Origin of the sequence: Pleionea litopenaei (genome assembly GCF_031198435.1) — a bacterium.
Taxonomy (GTDB): Bacteria; Pseudomonadota; Gammaproteobacteria; order Enterobacterales; family Kangiellaceae; genus Pleionea; species Pleionea litopenaei.
This window is the reverse complement of the sequence record NZ_CP133548.1, coordinates 583,949-606,915: the sequence shown is the minus strand read 5'-3', so window position 1 is coordinate 606,915 and position 22,967 is coordinate 583,949. Positions and strand designations below refer to the sequence as shown.

Annotated in this window: 17 protein-coding genes; 8 read left to right on the top strand and 9 right to left on the bottom strand. The window is 39.8% G+C overall.

Annotated features, from left to right (window positions below; genetic code table 11):
* Positions 1–527: 527 nt before the first annotated feature.
* A complete protein-coding gene (locus Q9312_RS02635) occupies positions 528–1,829 on the top strand; it encodes a methyl-accepting chemotaxis protein (RefSeq protein ID WP_309202990.1) in 1,302 nt (433 codons plus the stop codon).
* Between the two features lie 128 nt (positions 1,830–1,957).
* Here the strand turns inward: Q9312_RS02635 and Q9312_RS02630 are convergent, their stop codons facing one another.
* A complete protein-coding gene (locus Q9312_RS02630; RefSeq protein ID WP_309202989.1) occupies positions 1,958–3,445 on the bottom strand; it encodes a hypothetical protein in 1,488 nt (495 codons plus the stop codon).
* Between the two features lie 390 nt (positions 3,446–3,835).
* On the opposite strand from Q9312_RS02630, the gene Q9312_RS02625 reads away from it, so the two are divergent.
* The 3 genes from Q9312_RS02625 (at position 3,836) to Q9312_RS02615 (ending at position 6,701) form a co-directional block, all read left to right on the top strand.
* A complete protein-coding gene (locus Q9312_RS02625; RefSeq protein WP_309202661.1) occupies positions 3,836–4,114 on the top strand; it encodes a transposase in 279 nt (92 codons plus the stop codon).
* Positions 4,021–4,956: an IS3 family transposase gene (locus Q9312_RS02620; protein ID WP_309204541.1), complete on the top strand. Its 936-nt coding sequence runs from the start codon at positions 4,021–4,023 to the stop codon at positions 4,954–4,956. Before Q9312_RS02625 ends, Q9312_RS02620 begins: the two co-directional genes overlap by 94 nt.
* A 74-nt stretch (positions 4,957–5,030) precedes the next feature.
* Positions 5,031–6,701, top strand: coding sequence for an alpha/beta fold hydrolase (locus Q9312_RS02615; protein ID WP_309202988.1), 1,671 nt, complete (start codon positions 5,031–5,033; stop codon positions 6,699–6,701).
* Between the two features lie 107 nt (positions 6,702–6,808).
* Here the strand turns inward: Q9312_RS02615 and Q9312_RS02610 are convergent, their stop codons facing one another.
* Both Q9312_RS02610 and Q9312_RS02605 read right to left on the bottom strand, forming a co-directional pair.
* Positions 6,809–7,144 (bottom strand): YkgJ family cysteine cluster protein, encoded by a 336-nt coding sequence (locus Q9312_RS02610; RefSeq protein WP_309202987.1) that lies wholly within the window; start codon positions 7,142–7,144, stop codon positions 6,809–6,811.
* Positions 7,145–7,338: 194 nt separating this feature from the next.
* Entirely contained in the window at positions 7,339–8,703 is a 1,365-nt protein-coding gene (locus Q9312_RS02605) for an alpha/beta hydrolase family protein (protein WP_309202985.1), read from the bottom strand.
* A gap of 238 nt (positions 8,704–8,941) precedes the next feature.
* Here Q9312_RS02605 and Q9312_RS02600 point away from each other — a divergent pair, with 238 nt between their 5' ends.
* From Q9312_RS02600 to Q9312_RS02585, 4 genes are all read left to right on the top strand, one after another.
* Positions 8,942–9,925 carry a transposase gene (locus Q9312_RS02600; RefSeq protein ID WP_309202984.1) on the top strand — a complete coding sequence of 328 codons (984 nt, stop codon included), beginning with the start codon at positions 8,942–8,944 and terminating at the stop codon, positions 9,923–9,925.
* Between the two features lie 379 nt (positions 9,926–10,304).
* Complete coding sequence (locus Q9312_RS02595; RefSeq protein WP_309202983.1) at positions 10,305–10,790, top strand: hypothetical protein; 486 nt, start codon at positions 10,305–10,307, stop codon at positions 10,788–10,790.
* Between the two features lie 165 nt (positions 10,791–10,955).
* Complete coding sequence (locus tag Q9312_RS02590) at positions 10,956–11,774, top strand: hypothetical protein (protein WP_309202982.1); 819 nt, start codon at positions 10,956–10,958, stop codon at positions 11,772–11,774.
* A 240-nt stretch (positions 11,775–12,014) separates the two neighbouring features.
* A complete protein-coding gene (locus tag Q9312_RS02585) occupies positions 12,015–12,542 on the top strand; it encodes a MarR family winged helix-turn-helix transcriptional regulator (RefSeq protein ID WP_309202981.1) in 528 nt (175 codons plus the stop codon).
* 136 nt (positions 12,543–12,678) lie between these two features.
* On the opposite strand, the gene Q9312_RS02580 is transcribed toward Q9312_RS02585, so the two are convergent.
* The 6 genes from Q9312_RS02580 to Q9312_RS02555 all read right to left on the bottom strand — a co-directional run bounded on the left by Q9312_RS02580 (position 12,679) and on the right by Q9312_RS02555 (position 22,967).
* A complete protein-coding gene (locus Q9312_RS02580; RefSeq protein ID WP_309202980.1) occupies positions 12,679–13,224 on the bottom strand; it encodes a nitroreductase family protein in 546 nt (181 codons plus the stop codon).
* A 268-nt stretch (positions 13,225–13,492) separates the two neighbouring features.
* Complete coding sequence (locus tag Q9312_RS02575; RefSeq protein ID WP_309202979.1) at positions 13,493–14,638, bottom strand: hypothetical protein; 1,146 nt, start codon at positions 14,636–14,638, stop codon at positions 13,493–13,495.
* A 205-nt stretch (positions 14,639–14,843) separates the two neighbouring features.
* Positions 14,844–15,998 (bottom strand): GGDEF domain-containing protein, encoded by a 1,155-nt coding sequence (locus Q9312_RS02570; protein ID WP_309202978.1) that lies wholly within the window; start codon positions 15,996–15,998, stop codon positions 14,844–14,846.
* Positions 15,999–16,311: 313 nt separating this feature from the next.
* Positions 16,312–16,920, bottom strand: coding sequence for a peptidase associated/transthyretin-like domain-containing protein (locus Q9312_RS02565; RefSeq protein ID WP_309202977.1), 609 nt, complete (start codon positions 16,918–16,920; stop codon positions 16,312–16,314).
* Between the two features lie 2 nt (positions 16,921–16,922).
* Positions 16,923–20,705, bottom strand: coding sequence for a DUF6519 domain-containing protein (locus tag Q9312_RS02560; protein WP_309202976.1), 3,783 nt, complete (start codon positions 20,703–20,705; stop codon positions 16,923–16,925).
* A gap of 12 nt (positions 20,706–20,717) precedes the next feature.
* On the bottom strand, positions 20,718–22,967 hold the full coding sequence (locus Q9312_RS02555; protein ID WP_309202975.1) for a hypothetical protein: 2,250 nt from the start codon (positions 22,965–22,967) through the stop codon (positions 20,718–20,720).

Sequence of the window (22,967 nt, the reverse complement as noted above, 5' to 3'; positions counted from 1 at the left end):
TTTTATGTCAAATTACATGCGAGCTTAGACTCTCGAAAAGATAGTTAAACTCAGATAAAATATCTCGGATATCTTAACAATAACTCGATATTTCTCTTTATCACCAATAAGTTTTTCTCTTAGCGTCTGGCTGCACCAAGTTTCCTTAGAAAACCAAGTCTTTGAATGCAATTAAGTTAAAAATAGAGTTTTCTAAAATGTTCAGTGAGAATTTGCCCTGAGACTCTGTCGGCATCGCCCTTGCTTTAGCGGCTTGAACCCGTTAGGAATAACCTTGGTTAGCGACGTCCTTAACGTATCTAATAGCGAATAGAAAGAGCCATCCATAAGTCTCCGTCCAACATTAGTCGGAGTCATTTTAATGGTCCTCTAAACGAACCCAAGCCCTTCTATTTCTAATCCTATGCATTTGTTTTTACGACAATTTTTTGTTGATCATAGACATAGTTTCAAGATTCGACTTTTCGGTTAAATAAACTATTCTTTAAGTATCCTAGAATTTATAACCGTTTGATATAAGTGATCCTATGTTTATTAGAAAGTCTGAAGTACAAAAATGGCTAACAAAATTCGCTGACGGAACCCTAGACTCTAACAGCGTTCCAGATTGGCTACTTCCACTGTTTAAACAGAGTGATTCCGATTTAAAGCTTCATCAGATGATCGACAATAATGTTGAGTCTGCAAAAATTATCTCGCGTACATGTCGAGATGGTATGGAGTTTACCAATAAACTAGATTCTATGGTGAGTGAAACGATACAGTTAGCCAGTGCAATCGAAGAAATGTCGGCCACTGCAACTGAAATAGAGGGATTAGCAGGAAGTGTGTTCGAGCGAGCACAAAGAGCCAGCGATGAGTCGGCAAAAGGCCAAGAGTCGATGAATTTGCTCGTTGCGAAATTAAGCGCTATTGAGACATCTATCAACCAAGTAGGTCAATTCGCAGAACAGTTCGTACAAAAGACCCAAAAAATTATTAAGCTAACGAATACGGTTAATGAAATCGCTGAACAAACCAACTTGCTCGCACTTAATGCCGCAATAGAAGCCGCTCGGGCGGGTGATCATGGACGCGGCTTCTCCGTTGTTGCCGACGAAGTAAGAAGCCTCGCTCACCGAAGTGCGGAGGCAGCCGGTGAAATTGAAACCATTGTTGCTGATGTTGTCGATGGTGCACATAACATAGAAGGTAATGTAAAAAAGGCTGTTTCACTACTCGATGAATCACATGAAGATAGAAGTCAACTCGTCCAAACCATTACCGCAGCGAATGAAGTCGCTACACAAAATGTCGATGCCACTAGTCAAATTGCGTCGGCTGCAACAGAGCAGTCTGCGGTATCACAAGAGATGGCTAACGGCGTCCACTCCACTTCGCAAGGCTTAGAGCATTCATCACAAGCGTTTAGCAATATATTTAAAAGTATGGAACTTTTGAGAGAGTTACAGACCTTTACATTAAAACTATATGATGACGGAGAAGATCAAATCTTACTTCGACTAGCAAAAGCAGACCATGTTGTATGGGTTGACAAAGTTCTTCGATTTGCACTATTTGGACAATCATCGATCACTGACAAAGAACTCCTTGACCATACGCAATGCAGGCTTGGGAAATTTTTAGCTTCACCGAGAGGACAAATTTATAAGAACCACGCAAAATTTAATGATCTGGTTAATAACGTGCATCCAGCGGTTCATGAGTTTGGAAAAGAGCTTTATCGAGAAGCCAGAGCAAGACCAAACTCCGACGAAGTAAGAGCTGGCGTTAATAAACTAATCGAGAGTTCGGATAAGGTATTATCGATTCTAGCCGAACTCACATAACTAACTCTTACATAATTAACCCTGACATAGCTAACCCTCACATGGGATATAGACAAGCTTATTAAACGCCCTGTAAAGTTAATGAGCTTTTCAGTTCTTTAAAAGCCATTGAGAACTAATTCTTTCGGTTAAAAATCGATCTGCCCAATAGTATTGGGGAGATACTCGATTTCTTTAAGCTTGATCATCGCCCTCTCATAGTCTTCTAGCTTCTCAATCATTATTGTAAAGTTCATAACGCCTTGTGAATCTTGATAGTAATGGATAACACCACTTTTATAATTTAAATCTATTTTATCGTTTTTTTTATGATTAAAACTAACCTTTATGTCTTCTAATTCCGCTTTAGAGGAGATCAAAAGAATGCGTGTCGATAACTGCTGAAAATGTTTAGAAACTTCAGAATAATTCGTCAATGGGGAAAAGGTCTCAATACTCCGCAAAAAATTAAAGTTATTGAAATACATTGGATACAACATCTCATGATTCATGATTTTATCGCTTGCTAGCACTGACGTATTTGCAAATAGATTGGTAATTTCTAGGTGACTTTTGGGAAATTTCTCAGAGTGCAAGGCAAGGTATTCATCGACAAAGGCATCATCTATCGTTCGCTCACTGGTAAGGTACTTTTCAATGAGAGGATAAATTGCCTTTGCTTGTCCGTTTATATAAGGCGTTGCATACCAATCCTCTTTGTCAAGTTCACCCATCAGAGACTTATAAAACCAACCATTACCGATAGAAGTAGCAAGTGCTTCATCTAACAAATGATACGCATGACTTTTTGTCGGAAGGCGACTTTCAAGAAAGCGACGCTCTAAATTTTGTTTAATAGATAGAGACTGATTTTCGAAAAGTATATGGACCATTTCATGAAATACTATTGAAAGTTGCTCGTCAGTCGATAAAGCACTTGTCGTAGAGAAGGTCAAAATATTTCCTTGCGGTGTTGCAACAGCGTAACCACTGTCATTGGGAATCGGCGAAAAATAGACCTTAAAGGGAACTGAAAGGTCCCAGTCAGCATCAAAGAAATTTAATACCTTTGCAAATGATTGATTGAAGTCGACCTCTTTGGCTCGAGCACTTGCTCTGCTAATTAGCCCTTTAAGATTTGCTACCTCTGGCTTCCAAATCAGCTTCTCATAAATAGGTTCAAAATATTGTAACGCCGTAAATATTTTTTCATGGTCTTTATTAGATATTAAGCCAAAGGTTCGCTCTTTAAAGTCTTCAAGGCTGTTTGACTGCGTAGCTTTCATTACAAATAATTGCCATATCTGTCGTCTCGCAGGTCGATAAGGGGTTCCTGTCTCTAAATCATAGATTAAGTTTAAATTGCTACGAACAAACAAGGATAATTTTTGCTGAGCGACTTCATTGTTGTACTCACTACTTTGAAAAATCTCTTTAATGCTAGGGGATTGCCATGCCCCTTTATCACTAATCGCTTGTAAGAAGTTAAATAAACCATGGATGCGATTCGTTGAGAACTCAACTTTAAGTGAATTCATCCCCTTTTTAGTATCTTCACGAGTACGCGCGGCAACCGTTTGTGTAAAGCCGATGTAGCCAGTTAGGATCAAGAGTGAAAGAGTATAAGCAAAACGCATGGTGATTCCTTTCTCAAATAGTGAATGGAATATAACAATTGAGTAATTGAAAAGCTTAATCGATTTGTAAACATTTATTGTTGGTTGATTATTATGAGATACGAACATGGAATAATTTGAACAACTTTCTATGGTGTCATGCATCATATTTTAAACATTACCAGTCGCTCAGGCACTGCAATTAAAGAGCTTCAATAGATATCTCAATTCAATGTTTGAAATTACTGTGCAAACAGGAGAGATTCGATATCAACTGGTTTAAGGTCGTACCAGCCAAGACTACACAGTCAGTTTATGTCAACGCAAATTATGAGTATTAGAACTACTGAGGCTTACCCAATTTAACGGATACAGATTTCTTAGTTACAATATCAGAAATGAGGTATCCAAATGTCAAATAAAAAGTATTCTAAACAATTCAAGCTTGATGCGGTTCAGTTAGCGATATCAAGTGATCGCAGCACGGCTTCCATAGCACAAGAACTAGGCGTTAATCCAAACTCACTCTATAGCTGGGTCACCAAGTATCGGAGTGAATTGTTAGCGTCAGAAGTCGAGCTTACGCCAGAGCAGGAATTAAAACAACTCAGAAAAGAGGTGGCAGAACTCAGGCAGGAAAAAGAAATATTAAAAAAGGCAGCTGCCTACTTTGCGAAGCACCAAGCGTAAAATATCAGTTTATTGAAGAACACCCAGAGTTTAATGTTTATTTACAGTGTCGAGCTCTGGGCGTCTCTTATTCGGGTTATTACGATTGGCGAAGTAGGCCTCCGAGTGCACGACAAATCGAAGATGAACGCCTGCTCGGCAAGCTTGTAGAGTGTTTTAACGATAACGAACAGACCTATGGTGTCCCAAGGCTTACGAAGGAGCTGAAGGAATCAGGAGAACCCGTTAATCATAAGCGAGTGGCTCGCCTGAAACGGGAGAATAATATCTACCCTAAGCAGTTTAAAGCGTTCGTTGTCACAACCGACTCGAGTCATGGTAAGCCAGTGGCTAATAATTTGCTTAACCGAGAGTTTAAAGTTGAAGAAGCCAACCAAGTTTGGGTGAGTGATATTACTTATATTCCGACGAGCACGGGTTGGATTTATCTGGCTGTTATCATCGACTTATATTCACGAGCGGTTATCGGTTGGCAGCTCGCAGAACACATGAAAGCGGAGCTTGTCTGTGATGCGGTTAAAATGGCTCAAGCGCGTCGAGGTTGCTTACCGAAGCTTTTTCATTCAGACCGAGGATGCCAGTATGTTTCTGAAGAACTCGAATCGTTATTGGTTGGCGTCACTATCAGTATGAGCCGAAAAGGAAACTGCTGGGACAATGCCGTTGCTGAAAGCTTCTTTGGCACATTAAAAACCGAACATGTGAACTTCGAAAATTACTTCAATCTACGAGAAGCAAGAATGAGCTTGTTTAGATATATCGAAGGATTTTATAATCGAAAGCGTCGTCACTCTCATCTGGACTATAAAGCCCCGATGATATTTGAAGAGTCGGCAGCTTAAAACCTGTGTCTGTTATTTGGGGTAAAGGTCACTACAAAAGACATAAAAACATCACCGAAAACAGGACCGATATAATGACCAATGACAATTTTAAAAGGTGTCAAAAGCATGCTCTACACCTATTTCGAAGTAATTTTGTAATAATCCTTTTAGCCTTCATAAGCACCATTAGTTTTAGCGCATCCGCAAAAATATGTCTTCAATTTCCAAACTTTCCAACAGGTCAGTATCAATTTGAAGATGACATTAAAGTTCCTTCTTTTGATGGTACTGAGCTGGCCATCAATTTATTTACTCCTATCAATGATCAACCTGCTCAAGGCTATCCAGCAATTATCTTTGCTAATAGCTGGGTACTCGATGAACATGAATATTTGATTCAAGCCAAGCAGTTTGCTGAAAAGGGCTATATAGTGCTTAGTTACAGTGCTCGAGGATGGGGGTGTTCTGATGGTCAAGTCAACGTCGCAGGCGATAAAGACGTTACTGATGTAAGTGCGTTGATCGATTGGTTACTGGCCAATACACCTGTCGATGCAAATAATATAGGAATAAGCGGCATTTCTTATGGATCAGGTATAAGTCTTCTAGCTTTAGCAAAAGAGCCTAGGTTAAAAACCGCCGTCGCAATGAGTACTTGGGGTTCGCTTGGAGAGTCACTTTATCAAGAACAAACGCCGAGAATGTTTTGGGGGTTCTTGCTAGTATCTAGTGGCTTTTTGACCGCTGATCTCGAACCAGTCATCGCACGAAACTATGCCAACTTAATTTTCAATCAAAATATTCCTGAAACACTTGAGTGGGCAAAGATGCGTTCTGTCGATCAGTATATAAATTTGATAAACGAAAGAAATGCGCCAGTCTATTTAGCGAATAACCTTGGAGATAACCTTTTTCAACCCAATAACCTTTTAGAGTTCTACCAGAATCTAACGGTTCCAAAACGCATTGATCTTAATCAGGGTACTCATGCTAGTGGTGAAGGATTTGGACTTATCGGTTTAGAAAGTTTTACCTGGACTAACACCCATCGATGGTTCGATTATTGGCTAAAAGGTGAAGCAACCGGAATTATGAATGATGCGCCTGTAACCATGGAAGTTGCTCACACTGGCGAAAGAGATCATTTTAATAACTATCCATTAAATGAAACTGAAACACAAAGGTTTTACCTTAAAGCCAGAGGTCTTTTTACTCAAGGTGGATTACAACGTTCATCTTATTCACCTTGGTGGCCAAAAAGCAATCAAATTTTCAGTGGTTTGGATACCATAGCAACGACCGTCATTCCTTTGGTATCAGAAATATTAGACGCACACTTAAACCTACCTGTGAAGACTCCAATGGGTCTTATTAGTCGAGTAAATGGCATTGTTTTCCAATCGGATAAGCTAGATTCAACGATGTCTATTCGTGGCATTCCGAAACTCGATATTCGATTAGAGCCTTCACTAGCACAATTCCAACTAAATGCTTATCTGTACGACGTCGATCGATCGGGTATCGGGACATTGATCACTCACGGTCCGATAACCAAATATAGAGCAGTACCCTTCCGTAGTGAGTCTTTTCAGTGGGACTTGGTTGCTACAGCCTATGATATTCCGCAGGGACATCGACTAGCCATAGCATTTGACACGTTTGATGCGCTCTACGCTGTACCGACTTTACTACCCTACTCGGTAAAATTTAACTTCAGCTCCGGCCAAGATTCATTCTTAGAAGTCCCAACGAGAGCCAATTAGGCGTTGAGTTATTGCTTAATAAGAGCCAAACAATAAAGTTTGGCTCATATAAATTTAGAACATTATAGGTTAGTTAGAATACGGTTACGATTGCTCCAATAATCTAACTAGGCAATTTGTAAATCATCAATATTAATACCATGGGCGACGCGCGCTTGAAAACAAGCTTCTGAACCTGCTTCAAAATTACGACAGGCAGACGAACGCTTTTCATATATATTGCAAGAGACACTTGAACCTACCTCTCCATTTAATGCTACACAGCGTGGAGGGTTTAGTTGCGTTCCACTCATACAAACCATAAATGGGTTGACCGTTTTAACCAAATCGGTGGGTACCCTTCCTTGTTCAGTAAAATCACATTCACCATTATAAAAAGATACTCTATAGTGAGCGCAACAGGCTCCGCAACTTTGACAATCAAGGTTTGATAATTGGATCATTTACATACAGCTAATAACTAGACATTTGATAAGCTGCAATTCTCCCCGATGAATCAAGTTCACTTCAATTAAAATCGTTGAATCATCATTGATTTGTTTTTATCGTGAACATCAAAAATATTCATCAACCAAAGCATACTTTCCTCAGCTGTTGAGTACTCGTTTCAATATAATCTTTGCAATTTATTTAATGGTCACAAATCGTTCTGCTTTTTAAACCATTCGATAATGTCAGTAAAGTAGGTGTCGACGTATTTGATGTATTCTTTTTCATGGTTTTCATTCTTGGTAAAAACAATATTTCCATGCTCGGCACCTTCATAAACTTTGTAAGACACAGGCTTTTCCATCTGTATTAAACTATCAAGTAATGTAACTGTTTCGGGCGTTGGTAAACTAGAGTCTTCGCCCGCCATTAACCAAATTGATGGTGTATTAATTGATTTCATAGTTTTCATTGGATCATAAGTTCCATTGAAATTATCGCCACTACCCTTCGTTCGATATTCAAAATAACTTTTCCATGCCCAATTAGGAATGTAATCCGCTTTTGCACTTAGCAATTGCTCTACAACTTGACCTAACATAGAGTCAGAACCAGAGACTGATTTAAACCATGCTTCCATTTTATAGGATTGAGTCAGTTTAAATAGCTCATTCCAAGCTTCATCGGTGGGTGCTTCAATTAATAATCGCAGAAGCTCGTTAAACTCATCGGCTTTTGCAACCTCAGCAGGTCCAAAGCCGTGCTCTTCAAGCCGTTTTACATAACCCCAGCGATCTTCGCGTTCTAGCTTAACAACGGTCCCGAAACCAACGAGAATTGACCGGACATTTGTATTTTTGGCGACCAAAGGAGCAATCCAGCCGCCTTGACTGAAGCCAGCAAGATTTATTCTTTCAGGGTCTATTTCTGAATGGTGTTTCAGTACTTCAATCGCTGATCTCACGTCGCTAGCAAGTGTAGGAAAGTGTTGTGTATACTCGCCTTCAGATAACCCAGTACCGCGCTTGTCAAATTTAAAACCCGCAATACCATTAGCGGCTAACATATAAGTTAAGGAATAATAATCTACAGCACTGTACGACTCTGAACCATGGATTAACACGACTACAGGAAAAGGCCCCTTACCTTCTGGCAGAGTTAGTTTTCCGCGTAGCGAAATATCTTTATTTTGAAAATAGAGCTCTTCATGAGTTAAAGCCAATCTTTCGACATTTTTCAAAGAGCCATTTTCATTTATAACAGCCCCTGTTACTTGACCTTCTTTATTGAGTGTAAAATGTCCTTTAGCAACCACGGCTTTATTACTAAAGCCATTAGTTACTTCAAATTCAGGTTTTCCATAGTGATAATAAGCCTGTATTTCACCAGAATCTATATGGCGAACGCGAACTCGCTCTGGTGTAGATGCTGAGATGGAAACAACTGAACCGTCTTCCAAACGATAAGCATCATTAAAACGCGTGTCTGCAGGTGGCTCTCGATCATCAGATAAATAGAAATACGCGCCAGCCGCGACTAGGCCGACAAAAAGCAATTTTGATTTGATCCCCATGGAGTTTCCTCATTCCTTAATTTCAAATATTTCTTCACATAGATGTCTTTATTTTCTATTTCATCTTATTTGACGAGCTAGACCATCAAATGGTTGGAAAGCATATTTGCAAAAATCCTAAAATCCTAAAATCTAGGACATCCATCTATCTTTTCAACTTCATCGCAAAATCATGATTGAATCGCAAGCAACATCTCATTAGGGTGAAAGGCCGACATTAACGATAAGGACATCGCTTATGACGCAACCTCGAAAAACACTCATTGATTTAAACCAAACCAGCTACTACCACTGCATTGCTCGATGCGTAAGGCGCGCCTTCTTGTGTGGCGAAGATGCCTTTTCAGGAAAAAACTATGAGCATCGTAAAGGTTGGGTGATTGAAAGATTATCGCTGCTGGCTGATACCTTTGCCATTGATGTGGCCAGCTACGCGGTGATGTCGAATCACTATCATCTGGTTCTACGCGTTGATATTGAGAAAGCTGAGCAGTGGTCAGAAACAAACGTCATCCGCCGTTGGAAACGATTGTACAAAATCCCGTTTATTGTGAACCGATACTTAAAAGGCAATGCCTCCCCGGCTCTCACTCAAATGGCTCAAGAGCTCATCACCAAGTGGCGACAACGACTTACCGATATCTCTTGGTTTATGCGCTGCTTGAACGAGTATTTAGCGCGAAAAGCGAATTTAGAAGACCAATGTACGGGACGATTCTGGGAAGGACGCTTTAAGTCACAAGCGTTACTCGATGAAGCGGCCGTGGTGACCGCCATGGCTTATGTCGACTTAAATCCTATCCGAGCCAATCTGGCCAGTACACCTGAAGACTCGGATTACACCTCGGTAAAACAAAGAGTTAAAAATATGAATAAGGACTCGAGTTCGTGCAACGTAAAACTGATGAAGCTGACTCAATCGAATAATACGACACACCGACATGGATTTAACGTAACTGAAGCCGATTATTTAGAGCTGGTCGATTACAGCGGACGCGCTATTCGATGTGAAAAACGAGGATATATTCCGAGTAACCTCCCGCCGATACTCGAAAGACTCAACCTAGAGCCTGATGGATTCCTTGAGTTAATGCAGCGAGATGATAACATTGCAGGTCTCAGAGCCGTCGGCTCACCTTCAGCATTGACTCATTTGTTAGACAATCTAGACCAACGTTTCATTAAAGGCGTTGGTATTAGCAATCGGCTTTATTCGAGTTAAACCTGGAGTTTTAAAAGGTCGCTAGACAAAGCGCCTTGATATCCCCATGCCTCACGATATTTTTATCGCCTTTCTTAGTTAAATCGTAACCTAAAGCTGAAATTAATATGAAAGTATGAACGGCGACATGCAGTCTGATACAGCACACATAAATAAAAGCCCTTTTTATATTGTGTCTAAAATCATCTATAACGTTATCTCTGCAAATTGGATGTCCCGCTTTCTTTTTAGGTGGCTGTCCCATTTTATATCGATAAATTAGCTAACTTCGAGAATTCATGTCAACTATTTGACACTTTCCGACAAACCTTTTTCTATGACTCAGCTGTAACCTAAGTCACTGACGATAATAACTCTAACGAAAAGAAAGGAGAGATTCATGAAGTTACTGAATAAAGCTATTTCAAGTGTACTTATTGCTATTGCAGCTCAGACTTCAATATCTGCAAATGCAGCATCTTGTGCTAACCCGGTCGAAAAATTAACAAGAATCTTAAACTGTATCGATGTCGAAAACGCTTTTTGTGCTGCAAGTGGTTACGCCTGGCGTTTTAAGAAGTTCCATAATGGTGTTGATACTCGAATCAATAACTTTTTACTTAGTCCTATTGGTTGGATGACCACCTTTAATTTCATCGGATTTGAGTTCGACATTCAACATCTGGAGTTACTGGACGAAGACACAGTCGATGTTCATTATTATGAGTACGTACGCTTTCCCGATGGTGAAATCATTACTCAATATGAAGAAGCAGAGGTAACTTTCAATAGCAGTTGTCGCATGACATTGTGGGATCAAGAAGGCGACCAAGCGGAACAAGACGCTGTTGATGAAAAGATGCGAGAGCTGTTTCCTTGGTTTTAAATATTAGTTCAGATAGATACATTATTGCTTTGCCTGCGAAAGTCGTCAGGCAAGGCAGTTGATATTACGAATACTCTGAAGTTACTTTTAGTACCTTTCTGAACGACTACATAATTTTGGATTTCAATATATTATATAGTATCAACCAATTAAAAGAGGTTTATTTTGAAAGATCAAATCATTCTAGCACTAGAAACTATTGCTTTAATCATTTTTTTCTATACAATTTATGAACATGACTCGTCTAACAACTTTAATAATAGAGAGAGTCAATCAACTTTAGATATTAACGCCGTCGAAAAGACGGAAAAGGCTCAAGTTCAAAATACGAATGAAGAAACAAACTCTCCTCACCAGACTTATTCGAACGAAGAAAATTCAAATAACTACGACTACCTCCAAACGCTTACTAAAGTAAGTGAACTAGAGAAACAATTGATTAAGTTAGGTTATTTTGTGCCTCCAGATTATGTTGCTCTATATGATAGTTACACTGAAGAAACGTTACTACAAATGGCCGATCAAGGCGATATGGTTGCTATTTCTGCTCTTAAGAATAAATACTCAAACTCAGAACAATGGAAATTATTTCGTAACTTGCAAGAAAAGGCAGTAATGCATGGCTCAATTTCAGATATTTCCGATTTACATATCAGTGAGCTTTCGATGTACTCTGGACTTGACTCTAGAGAAAAATTAATAAAATCAGCTGCGTATGCTGAGCTAGCTGGGCTTCGAGGCTCTAAGGTCACAGTGTATTATGCGATTGAAAACTTTAACCAAAACAATATCAAATTTACTGAATCTGAGCTATCGACGATCAATGATATGGCCAAAGAAATGTTAGATAAAATCAATATAGCGCGTCAAAATAATGGAAAGAATGTCCTAGAAAAGATCGATGACTCTCGATTAATTAATGAAGCACCTAATAATTCATTAAGTGGATGGGGGCAAAACTTCATTGCATCAAATCATGACTGAACGCATGGTTTATGAGCTCTAGGCTAGAATAATTTAAACTTAGCTCATCATGTAATCTAGGATTAATAATCTACTTCGCAAAACCTCATCCTATTATTAATCTCTAGTAAACGGTCGGCTGATTAGGGGACTTTATCGGCAATTTCGCTAGACGCGAGAGAATATATTAAACAACCATCTCTACATGAATAAACGATGGTATACTATTCTATATTCATCATTACACTTGACTAACCAACTATGTCATACGATTTAAATCAACACCTTCCCTACCGTATCGCCGTCGTAAGTAACTTGTTACAGCTTGCTCGAGATATTGAAATCCGAAGTTTAACGTCTCTTGGTAGCCGAGAGTTACGAGTTCTACTTAATATTGGCTGCTATCAACCGATTTCTGCAGCTCAAGTTGCAGCACAAACTAAGCTCGATAGCTACACAATCTCTCGCGGAGTTAAGACTTTACTTAAAGAAGGCTATCTAATTAAAGAGTCTATAGCGGGCAACAAAAAGGAAAAGCAACTTTCGTTAACTGAAGAGGGTAATGCACTGCACGAGCAATTAATTGACAGGCTCGAAAATAGAGACCATGAATTTAAAGAAAAGCTTGGCGCTAAGTCAATAGAAGAAATAAATCAAACCTTACTAAAACTAGAGCTACATGCTTTAACCTTACTCGCAGAACATGCGCTACAACAGGATACTGCAAATTTACCGGCTGATCAGAAAGAAATTATTCGATGGTACAAAAAAGAGTCTAATAACTTTTGAGTAGTCTTAATAAAACTCAGCTATCTCTTCCAGACTCTTTTTGCGGATAGCATGTGTAGGAATTGTTGCATACTCTGCGGGATAGCCAACAACGAGTAATATGTATGGACGCTCTGATTCAGGGCGGTTGCAAATTTTATTCAAAAACCTCATCGGTTTGGGTGTGTGTCAATGTCACTAGACCACTGTGATGAAGCGCTTGGATCAAAATCCCCGTAGCAATACCAACTGACTCAGAAACATAATAATTCTTGGTCTTTGAGTTACCTGTAATTCCGCCTGTTCTCTGTGCAAATATTGCAATTAACCAAGGCGCAATTTCTAGGAATGGTTTATCCGCATCGGTGCCTAAAGGCTTGAGCGCCTGTAACCACTCTTCGCCAGCTCGCTTCTCATTATAGAACGCAACTTCTTCTCGTTCGGCTTCTTCTCTAATTTGTCTTTTAATTTTGACGTTATTAATAGCACAGAAAAACCACGGTTGATGGTTCGCACCGCTAGGTGCAGTACCGGCCGCCCTTATACAATTCTCAATTAGCTCTCTTGATACTGGCTTATTTGAGAACTCTCGAATAGTGTGTCTTCGTTTGACCTCTTCATAGAAATCGACCGAGCGCGTTAACATTTCGTCGTCTGAGTATTCAATATAATCTGAAAGTGGAATCGAGTCGTGCTCTTTCATACCGGTGCGCCTATAAGTATTATCGCAAATTAGAAAAGTTCAGTTTCAAGACCAACATAGAATGCATCAATATAGTTGCACATGCAACATTATTATAGAATAAGCGCTAGAGAAGTCGACTATTTTCATCCTCCACTAGCGCCATTTAGAAATTACAGGTCAAATCGATGGGTGTCCCCTATCAAAACCATAAGTCTAGTTATAAAAACATGGGTGTCCTCTATCAAAAGTCTCTTATATCAAATTACCATGTCAATGACGTCTAGAGTCATTTATTAATCGATTTATTAATGATTAATTGCAACGGTTGCGAGTCATCAACTTTAATCATTTGAATAGAATCAAGTTCGCTGATTGATGAAACTTGTGGGATGACTCTTACTAGTTTAAGCTCTTTTTCTTCACTTAAAAATAGATAAACAACTTTCGTATCACCATCATGGACCAAAACATCTAACTTATCATCATTATTCAATTTCACTTCTAAAATCGTCATAGATGAGTCAACGAGTTGTTTACCCGTGAGTCTATGAAATGTTCGATTTAGTTTATTATCGATTACCTCAGAGATGCTGCTCGCTTGAGTTATTGTCTTTAAAGGCCCTGGCTCTTTACCACCCGTTCGATTAACAGTAACGTGAGCAAATCCGGTTGAAGAACCACCAGGCCCATAACAAGTAACCCAATCAGTCATGCTATAGCTGACGTAGGTCGGTATACTGCCACTCGAGCCTCCTTTAGAGCATTGTGTTGCAGCTATTGATGACCAGGTAAACCAAGTTGTTCCAGGCTGTGACAAGTAGCTAGGACTAAAGTAGGCATTCACAATTGGAGGAAGGTGATCAATGACATTAACCGAAACGGTTTTCGTCGATGTTGAGTTATTTCTAGTACAACGTAGAGTCGTTGAATACTCTCCAATTTCATCACCATTAAAAACCACTTCACCACTAGCGCCATGAACACTTGACGCTCCTGTACTCGTGCATGAATCAGCTCCGGGAGCAGACCAAATTAATTTTGAACTCCCGCCTATTACGATTGTTGAAGGTTCATACTTTGCTTCAATATTTAAAGGCTTTACTTTTAAAGTAAGCTCTTTTTCACCTTTAAGCCATGTACCGAAGCCGCAGGTTACTTTGATATTCCGATCACTGGTCGCTGACAGATAGCGAAAACCCGATGGCTCAAGATCAGTTTGAGGATTCGCGAAACCATCACCTGATAACGTACATTTAGCGATGTTTTCATTGTTCGCTTGCCAGCTTAACCTTGAACGCCCGCCATACTCTATACTCGGAGGTGAAAAATAAGCCTCGACGGTCTGTGGATACTCAACGGCATGTGCAACATTACTAATGAAACCTCCCGTTAAGGTTACGAACAAAGCTGCGGTAAGTTTTGTCTTTAACATTCTAATACCTCTTCCTTAATTATTTGAGTGAACAACTAAAACATGATCGAGTTATCGTCATACATGACTCACTGTCAGATCAGTGCTTTACACTATGTTTATTCGGAAGAATTGGTTATCAGATATCGGACACACCCTATTATATTTTGGCCTAGCCTCTTGCTTTTCACGGATAATTAGACAAAAATGCGGTGTTACAGAAAGATCATTTATCGAATGTCATATTAGAATTATAAACTTCGAATCCACTTTTCCCATGGCGCTTGACATGATACATCGCTAGATCAGCCTTATTAGAAAGATCTGTTAAATTTTGGCCATGCTTAGGGAAAAGGCTTATGCCAATACTTGCTCCTAGATAAAACTGTTTATCTGCTATTAAAATTGGTTGTACAAGCTGTTCCAGTATTTTTTGAGCAACGTCCATTACTTGCTCTTCATGTTCAAGTTGAGTCGCAAGTAATAAAAACTCATCACCACCAATGCGAGCGCAAATATCCGTACTTCTCGTTGACTCAGAAAGTCGATTAGCGACAACTTTTAGCACTTCATCACCAATTTGATGTCCGGCATCGTCATTGATCGGTTTAAAGTTGTCGAGATCGATATAAAGTATTGCTATTAACTGGTGTGGCCGATTGGCTAAGAGCACAGCTTTATCGAAAATATTATTCACGTAGCGTTTATTGTTTAGGCCAGTCAATGGATCATGATAGGCTAAATCTAAAGCTTCTTTTTCAGCCTGAACTAACCTTCGTTGCACATCAGTCAGAACTAAGCCAAGGAAACCAAAATACATCGTTAAGGTGATGACCATACCTACGACGAAACCATTTTGATTCCAGCTCGGGAAATGACTGATCATCGGATAAGCTAACAACCAATGAGTCGCTAATAAACTACTACCAATTCCTATTAAAATAAGGGTTAATCTTGAATGTTTCTTCAGTTCTTGTATTGCTAAGAACGTAATATTAAATAAGAAGACAGCAATAATAATGGAAATGACGGTTCTAGCTGCCCAAGGGTTAATATTTAACAGCCAAGTCATTAATAACCATATTTCGGCCGCAAGGGTTAATGCAATGATCAGCCAGCTATTTTCCTGTTTACCAACCACCCGATAGAACCCTATCATCAAAAGCGGCTTTTCAATGATGTTAATGGCCGAATAAAACAAAAAACTTATACTAGAATCAGAAAAGTTGCTAAACATTAAAAAGATAATACGAGAAATAAAAGAACAAAGCGCTGCGAGAGCCCAGAAACCAGGACCAGGTAAAGTTTTCGGTAACTGCTTGACCCAAACAAACAGTAACATGCATATAAAATAACTGCAGGCCCCGATTATATGAATCATTTCGAAGCTCATTTGACCCTCATACTTTCAAAATAAGTCGTAAACTTAAACTTCAATGTTAAATAGGTAGATTTATCGTATCTCACACGTGTATGTTGATATTAGCTCGAAAAATGAACAATAGCACGCAATTTCAAAGATTTAGACACTCACAAGTGTTTATAGATGTTTAAAACCACAAGATAGCTTAGATTTGGGCAAAGAATTCCTTCGCTAAAAAGATGAGATTAGGCATCTAAATGTCTAATAGAACCGAAAGCTCACAACTAAAGATCGCTCAAAAGCTATTAACACTCCCGAGCGATTATTTACACTATCCCTTTTTATTAAGTCTATTCTTCAACAAATGGCCTCTATTTATAGTCATTTTTGAGTTCATGCGCTCACCAACAGCAAGCGAAATGGATTCATTATCTTCGACAATTTTTTCTTTGGCATTTGACTCCACTACAACTTTAAAACCTACTTTCTTTTCGGTAGTTGCAGTATATTTTTTTGGAACCTTAATCGAATACCCGCCACTTTCATCAGTCTTAACCGTTTTAATATCAGAAATCTTCTTTCCGGCTTCATCAACTAGGTAGACATTTAAGTTCTTGACGCCGACACCATGCTCGTCGTGAATAGCGCCTTCGACAACGGCGTCTGTTTTTAAAACCGAATCAAATTTTACTGTTCTCTCAACCGGTTTCATAGCTATAGATTCTCTTATATTACGATGAATCTCAGCTTTTTTCTGTTTAAGCGAGGCAACCCTAATATCATTCTTTCCGTATTTCTTTTGTAAGCGCTTGGTTTCTCGACTGACTAACATAGAGTTCATAACCGCGAAATCAGAAGATAACTTACGTTGATCTTGAACAGTATTTGCCTGAGTTTTAAATAATTTATCAAGCTTATTTTGAATATCTTGCTCGCTCATGGTTAAGCCTCCGCGTTAACACTGTAGTAATAATGCTCTGCCATATAACCAACCATGCTTTCACGGTAATCTGAAAGCAACAAAGGACAAATCTTGTTGGCATCTGTCAGTACTAAATTCGCCTCATCGACAATAAATCCAGGTCGACCGAAAGCAACAACACAATGATTAGATTGATTCATTACCGTAGTATTCAATCGAATACCAAGAGATATCATAGACAAAGGTGAATATGGCAGTTGCGTGTTATCAATTATTTGCCCTACTTCTTCAATACGATTATGAGACGCATCAACACAACCACTCATTAACAACACGTTCGAAGTTAAATCTCCTGCACCACATTGAATGTGATTCTCGGAAAATTGGATATTCGAAGTGTTGTAAACAGCTAAGCTTACTCCGGCGTCATTGGGACGCATCAGAGTGGCTTGATTGTTATGAACTTTCGTCGCTCCAATGTTCCCCAAGTTATTGATAAAAAGCATTCCAGCGCTGGTTGATAATTGCTTCAATGCACTCACTAACTGTTCATTTGGAATACTACTGTTAGTATCAGACAGAACACTTTCATCAAAGTCTTGAGCAACGGAATTTTCAGTAATGAATTGATTATCATGGATAGTCATACCACCGATAGACAATACCACAGTTAACGAACGTCCTAATGGCTGCTGTATTACGTTATCTGAAAACCTTATAACTTGTAACGCGCTATTCCCTCGGGTTGCCAACATCGATGCTCTTTGCTTTTCATTAATCTCTCCTTGCTTCGAACCCGAAATTCGACTGAAGTCTGCAGCAATGAAAATTAGTACTCCACCAACGAGGGGGTTTTGCAAGCTACTCACGGTGGTTGCACCATTATTAACTATGTGATTCTCATAAATCTCTGCATGGGTGGTGCTTATAATAAAGATGCCTTGAACCGGACCTCGATGAACCACGCCATTATCTTCTATTCGATTACCCGCGATGACGACTTCTTCACAAAATGGCAGAGAAATCCCACCGATACCACGAAAACGTTTACCTAGCTCACCTTCATTTATGTCTAATAAATTTCTTAAACACCCAACGATTAAATTATTGCGAATATTTAATTGCATAACCAATCCGGTAAACGCTCCGAATAAAATCATGCCTAGAAGCAATAACATTCTAGCAGCATTATTTAAGCCGCCTTGCTGAACCAATAGTCGCAAAACTTCTTTAATATCGTCAGCGGTTAAGCGAGGAAAACCTACTCCACTCTCGCCCATAGATTGTATTCGATTATCGTCGATATTGACTTGATAAATAAAAGCAAGTACATCGTTCATATCGATATCAACGTCGACGTCAACCACATTAATTTGGTAGTAAACACCAAATTCACCGGCATCAATAACTTCTACACTTTCAACGGCAATAGAGGGATCGGCTATTGTTACAGTGTATTGACCAAGTGGGTTTACTACCATCGAGAAATATCCTTGATCGCTGGTCACCCCCTGATGAACGACATCGTCTTGCGTTAAAACAACGACCTCATCGGCTACCGCCTCACCATTGAGCTGAACGAATCCAGTAACGCTTCTCTCTTGGACATCAATATTAACCGGAGGACGCGGGTTCGGTGCCTCAAAATCATCGACGATCGGCTCACTTCCTAAAGTGATACCGTTTCCAGCCCCTCCGATTATTTGATTGTGTATAATTTCAATGCGCTCAGAACCACTGCCGATTTGTATTCCACCTAACGCTCGATATGGATTAGTAGGAATATAAGCGACTAGATCAAAAGACCATGCAAAATTAATCCATTGAACTAAGTAAGTCGGATTACGATAGATTAAGTTTAAATCTAAACAGTTATCCGATGGGTTGGGATTATCCGAGCCACCACCATCATCTCCAGGAATATTTTCTTGATAAGGCAAAACGCCAATTAAGTTGTCACGAATAAGAACGTCATCGCCGCGACTAAATACGGCGACACCTGCATCCCTTTTATCAATCATCTTTATGGTGTTTCGCTCTATCAGCAGATGATTACCATCTAAGTTTTTCAAACCACTCTCACAGGCAAAGATGGAGTTGTCACAGATATTGATGTAGCTAACCGCATCTGCTTCACTGGCGACGATAGCAATTGCGGTGGTATCGAACGCGATTAATTCCAGGTGGTGTATTTTAATATGGCTAGAATCATAAATAGAAAATAAAGCTTCACTTTGCTCGGCTTCTCTAGGGATTACTTTTGTTCGACGACCACAACCTTTAATAGTGATACCTGATTTATTTAAAATAGTGACATTTGCTCGATGTATTCCAGGGAGTAAACATAATTCTCCGCCTTTTTGCGGAAGCCGATCTAGTGCTTCTTCAATTGAGTTGAAATCGCCAAAACTTGAAACGCCATCACCAATAACATAACTGCAGCATATTTTCTGTCGAGTTAAAGGCCGAAAGCGTGGCCGACAATCGGTTACTGAAACACTTTGGTCCGCTTGCCAGCTTAGAATCGCTAAAGGACTAAAATACCGCTTAACACCATTGGGACCACGACCTGCCTCTAAAATCCAAGGCATAGCTTGTTTTGGAGTTTCTGGTCGAACCGCGATAACCCAATAATCACCACCGTTAAATTGAGTTCCACTTAATGTAATTTCGACACCCGTATTACCTAACGCTACGGGAACATTAGGCGAAAACTCGATGGATTCAGACGATTCTCGATCACTCCCTCTATTCCATACTCGCAAAAAATAATAGCGTCCATTTTCAGACAGTTCATCAGAGTCTAGTCGTTGCTCCCATTCATCAAAACCATCCTCTGGAATGGCGTCAGCAATTTCAATAGCGCCGGTATCAGGGTTATAAGAAGTGCTAACTCTAGTTAAATGACCGGAATGTTCAGCTAACTTTTGATTATTAGGAAGCACCGCGCACCAAGGTAAAATTTCAACAACTTGATCAGCACTGGGCCATTGCATTTGATCTTTTGGAGGTGTCATAAGTCGTAAAGTACGTCTATCAACATCGACTTCAACCCGATAGAGCGGTGCAGCATTGTCGAAGCCCCAAGTCAAGTGTGACTCGTCCACTAGCTGAACTCTTATTGCTTGGTTTTCTGCACCTAAATATCCTCCAGCAGCCGTCGGACGACACAAATCATCGCCAACACCAGAGTCGACAAAGCCAACATTAAGTTGCGCATCGGGTAAGAGACAGTTGTCTGATTGCCAACTTCCATCCTCTACCAGCATTTGCTTGAATTCTGCCCATGCATGTTCACACTCAGCGCTATCAATATCGCCAAGAAGATGAATTCTTTGCATTAATTTTTGCCGCGTGGTTGTATCTGCACTGCCTAAAGCGACTTCAAATAACTCACTGTCTTCAACTGCAGTTACCGTTTGCTGATAAGCTTCAAGCACAACCAAATCGTTTCTTGGACCTGAGCCCTCTACTAACTCTGGTCCTTGTAACCAATCACTTTGTAACAAGTAGCTCTCAGAATTCTCTAATGTTAGTCTCATTCCACCGAGGTAAAAGGTGCCCGCAGCAATCTTAAAATCAACGCCTCGATCAGTAATGACAGGATCACTAATTCGAAACCCTTCATTTGGACTTCCAGCTGAACCAACAACATCAAATGCTAATCCGCGTTGGTAATGTTCATCGATGTTATTGTTCTCATTCCAATCATCGTCTGTCAGCACTCGCCCTTGCTGTTGACCAACGCTTCGATAATGTTTTTCAGGATCAAAAATCGATCGAGATATATCTTGTGTTCCCATTGTCACTATTCCTTAGGTCTCATAGGTAAAAAGTGGAATTAACCCAAAAGGTATGTATTCATTAATTTTCTTTTCTAAATCTTTTCGTTTATAAGGCGCCTTCTCAAAGTTAAAAGCCCCCATCTCGGACTTGTCTTCTCCACCTTGCGAAACTTCTTTCGGTGCAATTTGACTTAATTGCCCATAGCCAATGTGACCGAAACTCGTTGATGTGAATAGCCCTTTACTCTGTTCGTATCGAGTTGGATCAATTTCATAAGAATGATAAGCACGAGGTACTCGACTGCCAGCAACCGCTGCACTAAATCGAAAACAACCATCTTGAGTATCGCTTACATCAACCATTTCTGTGATGATCGAATTACTGCACCATAATCGATTAACATTAACTTCACCAAAAACAGTAACTCCAGATAAAGTAACGGTGCTCGACGGTAAGTTAATGGCGATAGAGTGACTAGGTTCAGGAGCAGGCTCAATTTCAGATTGCTCCCACAAATTTAAATGGCTACGCACATCAACGATCGAGTCAATGACTTCTAAATGCTCAATGAGTCCATTTCCTCGCAATATAATTTGCCCAACGATTGAACGTTCTATCTTCAAATATTCAACTTTATTTTCAATAACCAAACGGACTGGCCAAATGATTTGTTCAGCAATATCTCTGGATCCACCAGGATCCAGAGTGCAGTGACGAATTAAAACGCTCTCATAGTCGCCGTCTCCTCGAATAATAATTTCATTATCATTGTCAGAACTACCGATCCAAAGCCCATCTAGTAATATTTTGGCGTCCGTTTCACCGTCAGTGCATCGAAGTACCCAGTTAGTCTCCATCGTAATGTAAGGACGACACCCGTTTTTAGCACGTAAGGTTAAATCTCGAACACTTAATTTATCTGACAAGGGGCGATACGATAAATTATCTTGTATTTCACTTGCCCCTTCATTATTAATTTCAGAAGCACTAAGCGCACCGCCTCCTGTAACATTGGTTTTTACCAACAGTGGCGGTAAATCACGCTGATAAGATCCTGCACCGATTGGAGCACAAGTCCCATAGAAATAATTCACGGTAAATTCTTCTGAAAGCCCATTGACTTCGATACGTCCTTTTTCCGGATCGAACAGCAATGCTCGATTTGGAATACTCCTAGGCCAATCATTTAAATCTGCAGCAGCGACTTCTGCTGAGGTAATCATATCGTCGTAGTTAATCGATACTGATTTCGGATACAAACCAGAACGACCACAATTTTCAGCAAGACCATAATTAAACAAAGTTAAGCGAGTTGCTTCGTTTTGCAGTTCTGGTTCATTCAACTGCGCAACTAACTGGGTTAGATCCGATTCAGAGAATACCTTATTAGGGATCCGTTTTAATAATCGAACCAGTGCTCCATCACTTACGCCATCTTCAATCCTAAGAACGTTAGCAACCGCCGCCGTTATATTAAAGTTACAATGATTAAATAAGTGGCAGCTCATCGGTGCCATTACTTCCCAAGGATTGGCTTCCACCCAATTATTATAATTATTGTCTCTCGACCGCATTTGCATTAACTGTGTGTTTCGACCTGAAGGATCAAAACAAAATCGATTATCATCTAACTTAAAGGGTTGCCCTCCATTAATGGCATAAGCTCGAATACGATATAAATTAATGCCGAGCTTTTGAATATTCAATTTGCCCAGGCTTCCATTATGACGGCGAAACTCGGGTGTATGCGAATACTCATTGAAATCCGAATTTAAGAGTTGAGCACCCTGTAGGCTACGTAGATTAGCGGTACCTCCTTTGGGTGTTTTTGTAAACCGACTTTCAGCGGGCGCGGCTTCTAGACCGTGATAATGTCGAGCCAGATGCTGATAATATTCTGTGACGTTACCCTCCCACCCACTAATATCACTAATAAGCTCTTCTAAAACTCCTAGAGTTCCTTTTCTGCGTCGGTAATAAATCGTTTTTGCGACATCAACTCTTTGACCTCGTTCATTGCTGCTTGATAATAATCTAGTTGCCAGTAGATCGCCTATATATGGAACCGCCCACTGATCACAGAGTTCTATATACTGATCATTCCACAGAGCATCGTGACTCCTACGCACTACTGCAACTTGCGAAGCAATGATTTCAATAATCGAACGCAAAACATCGGGCCGGTCAGATAGACCGTCTTCATTTCGATAGTATTCAGGTATCATTTCCCATAACTTTTCTGAATAATATCGATCAAATCCATCATCAATTAAGTTCAT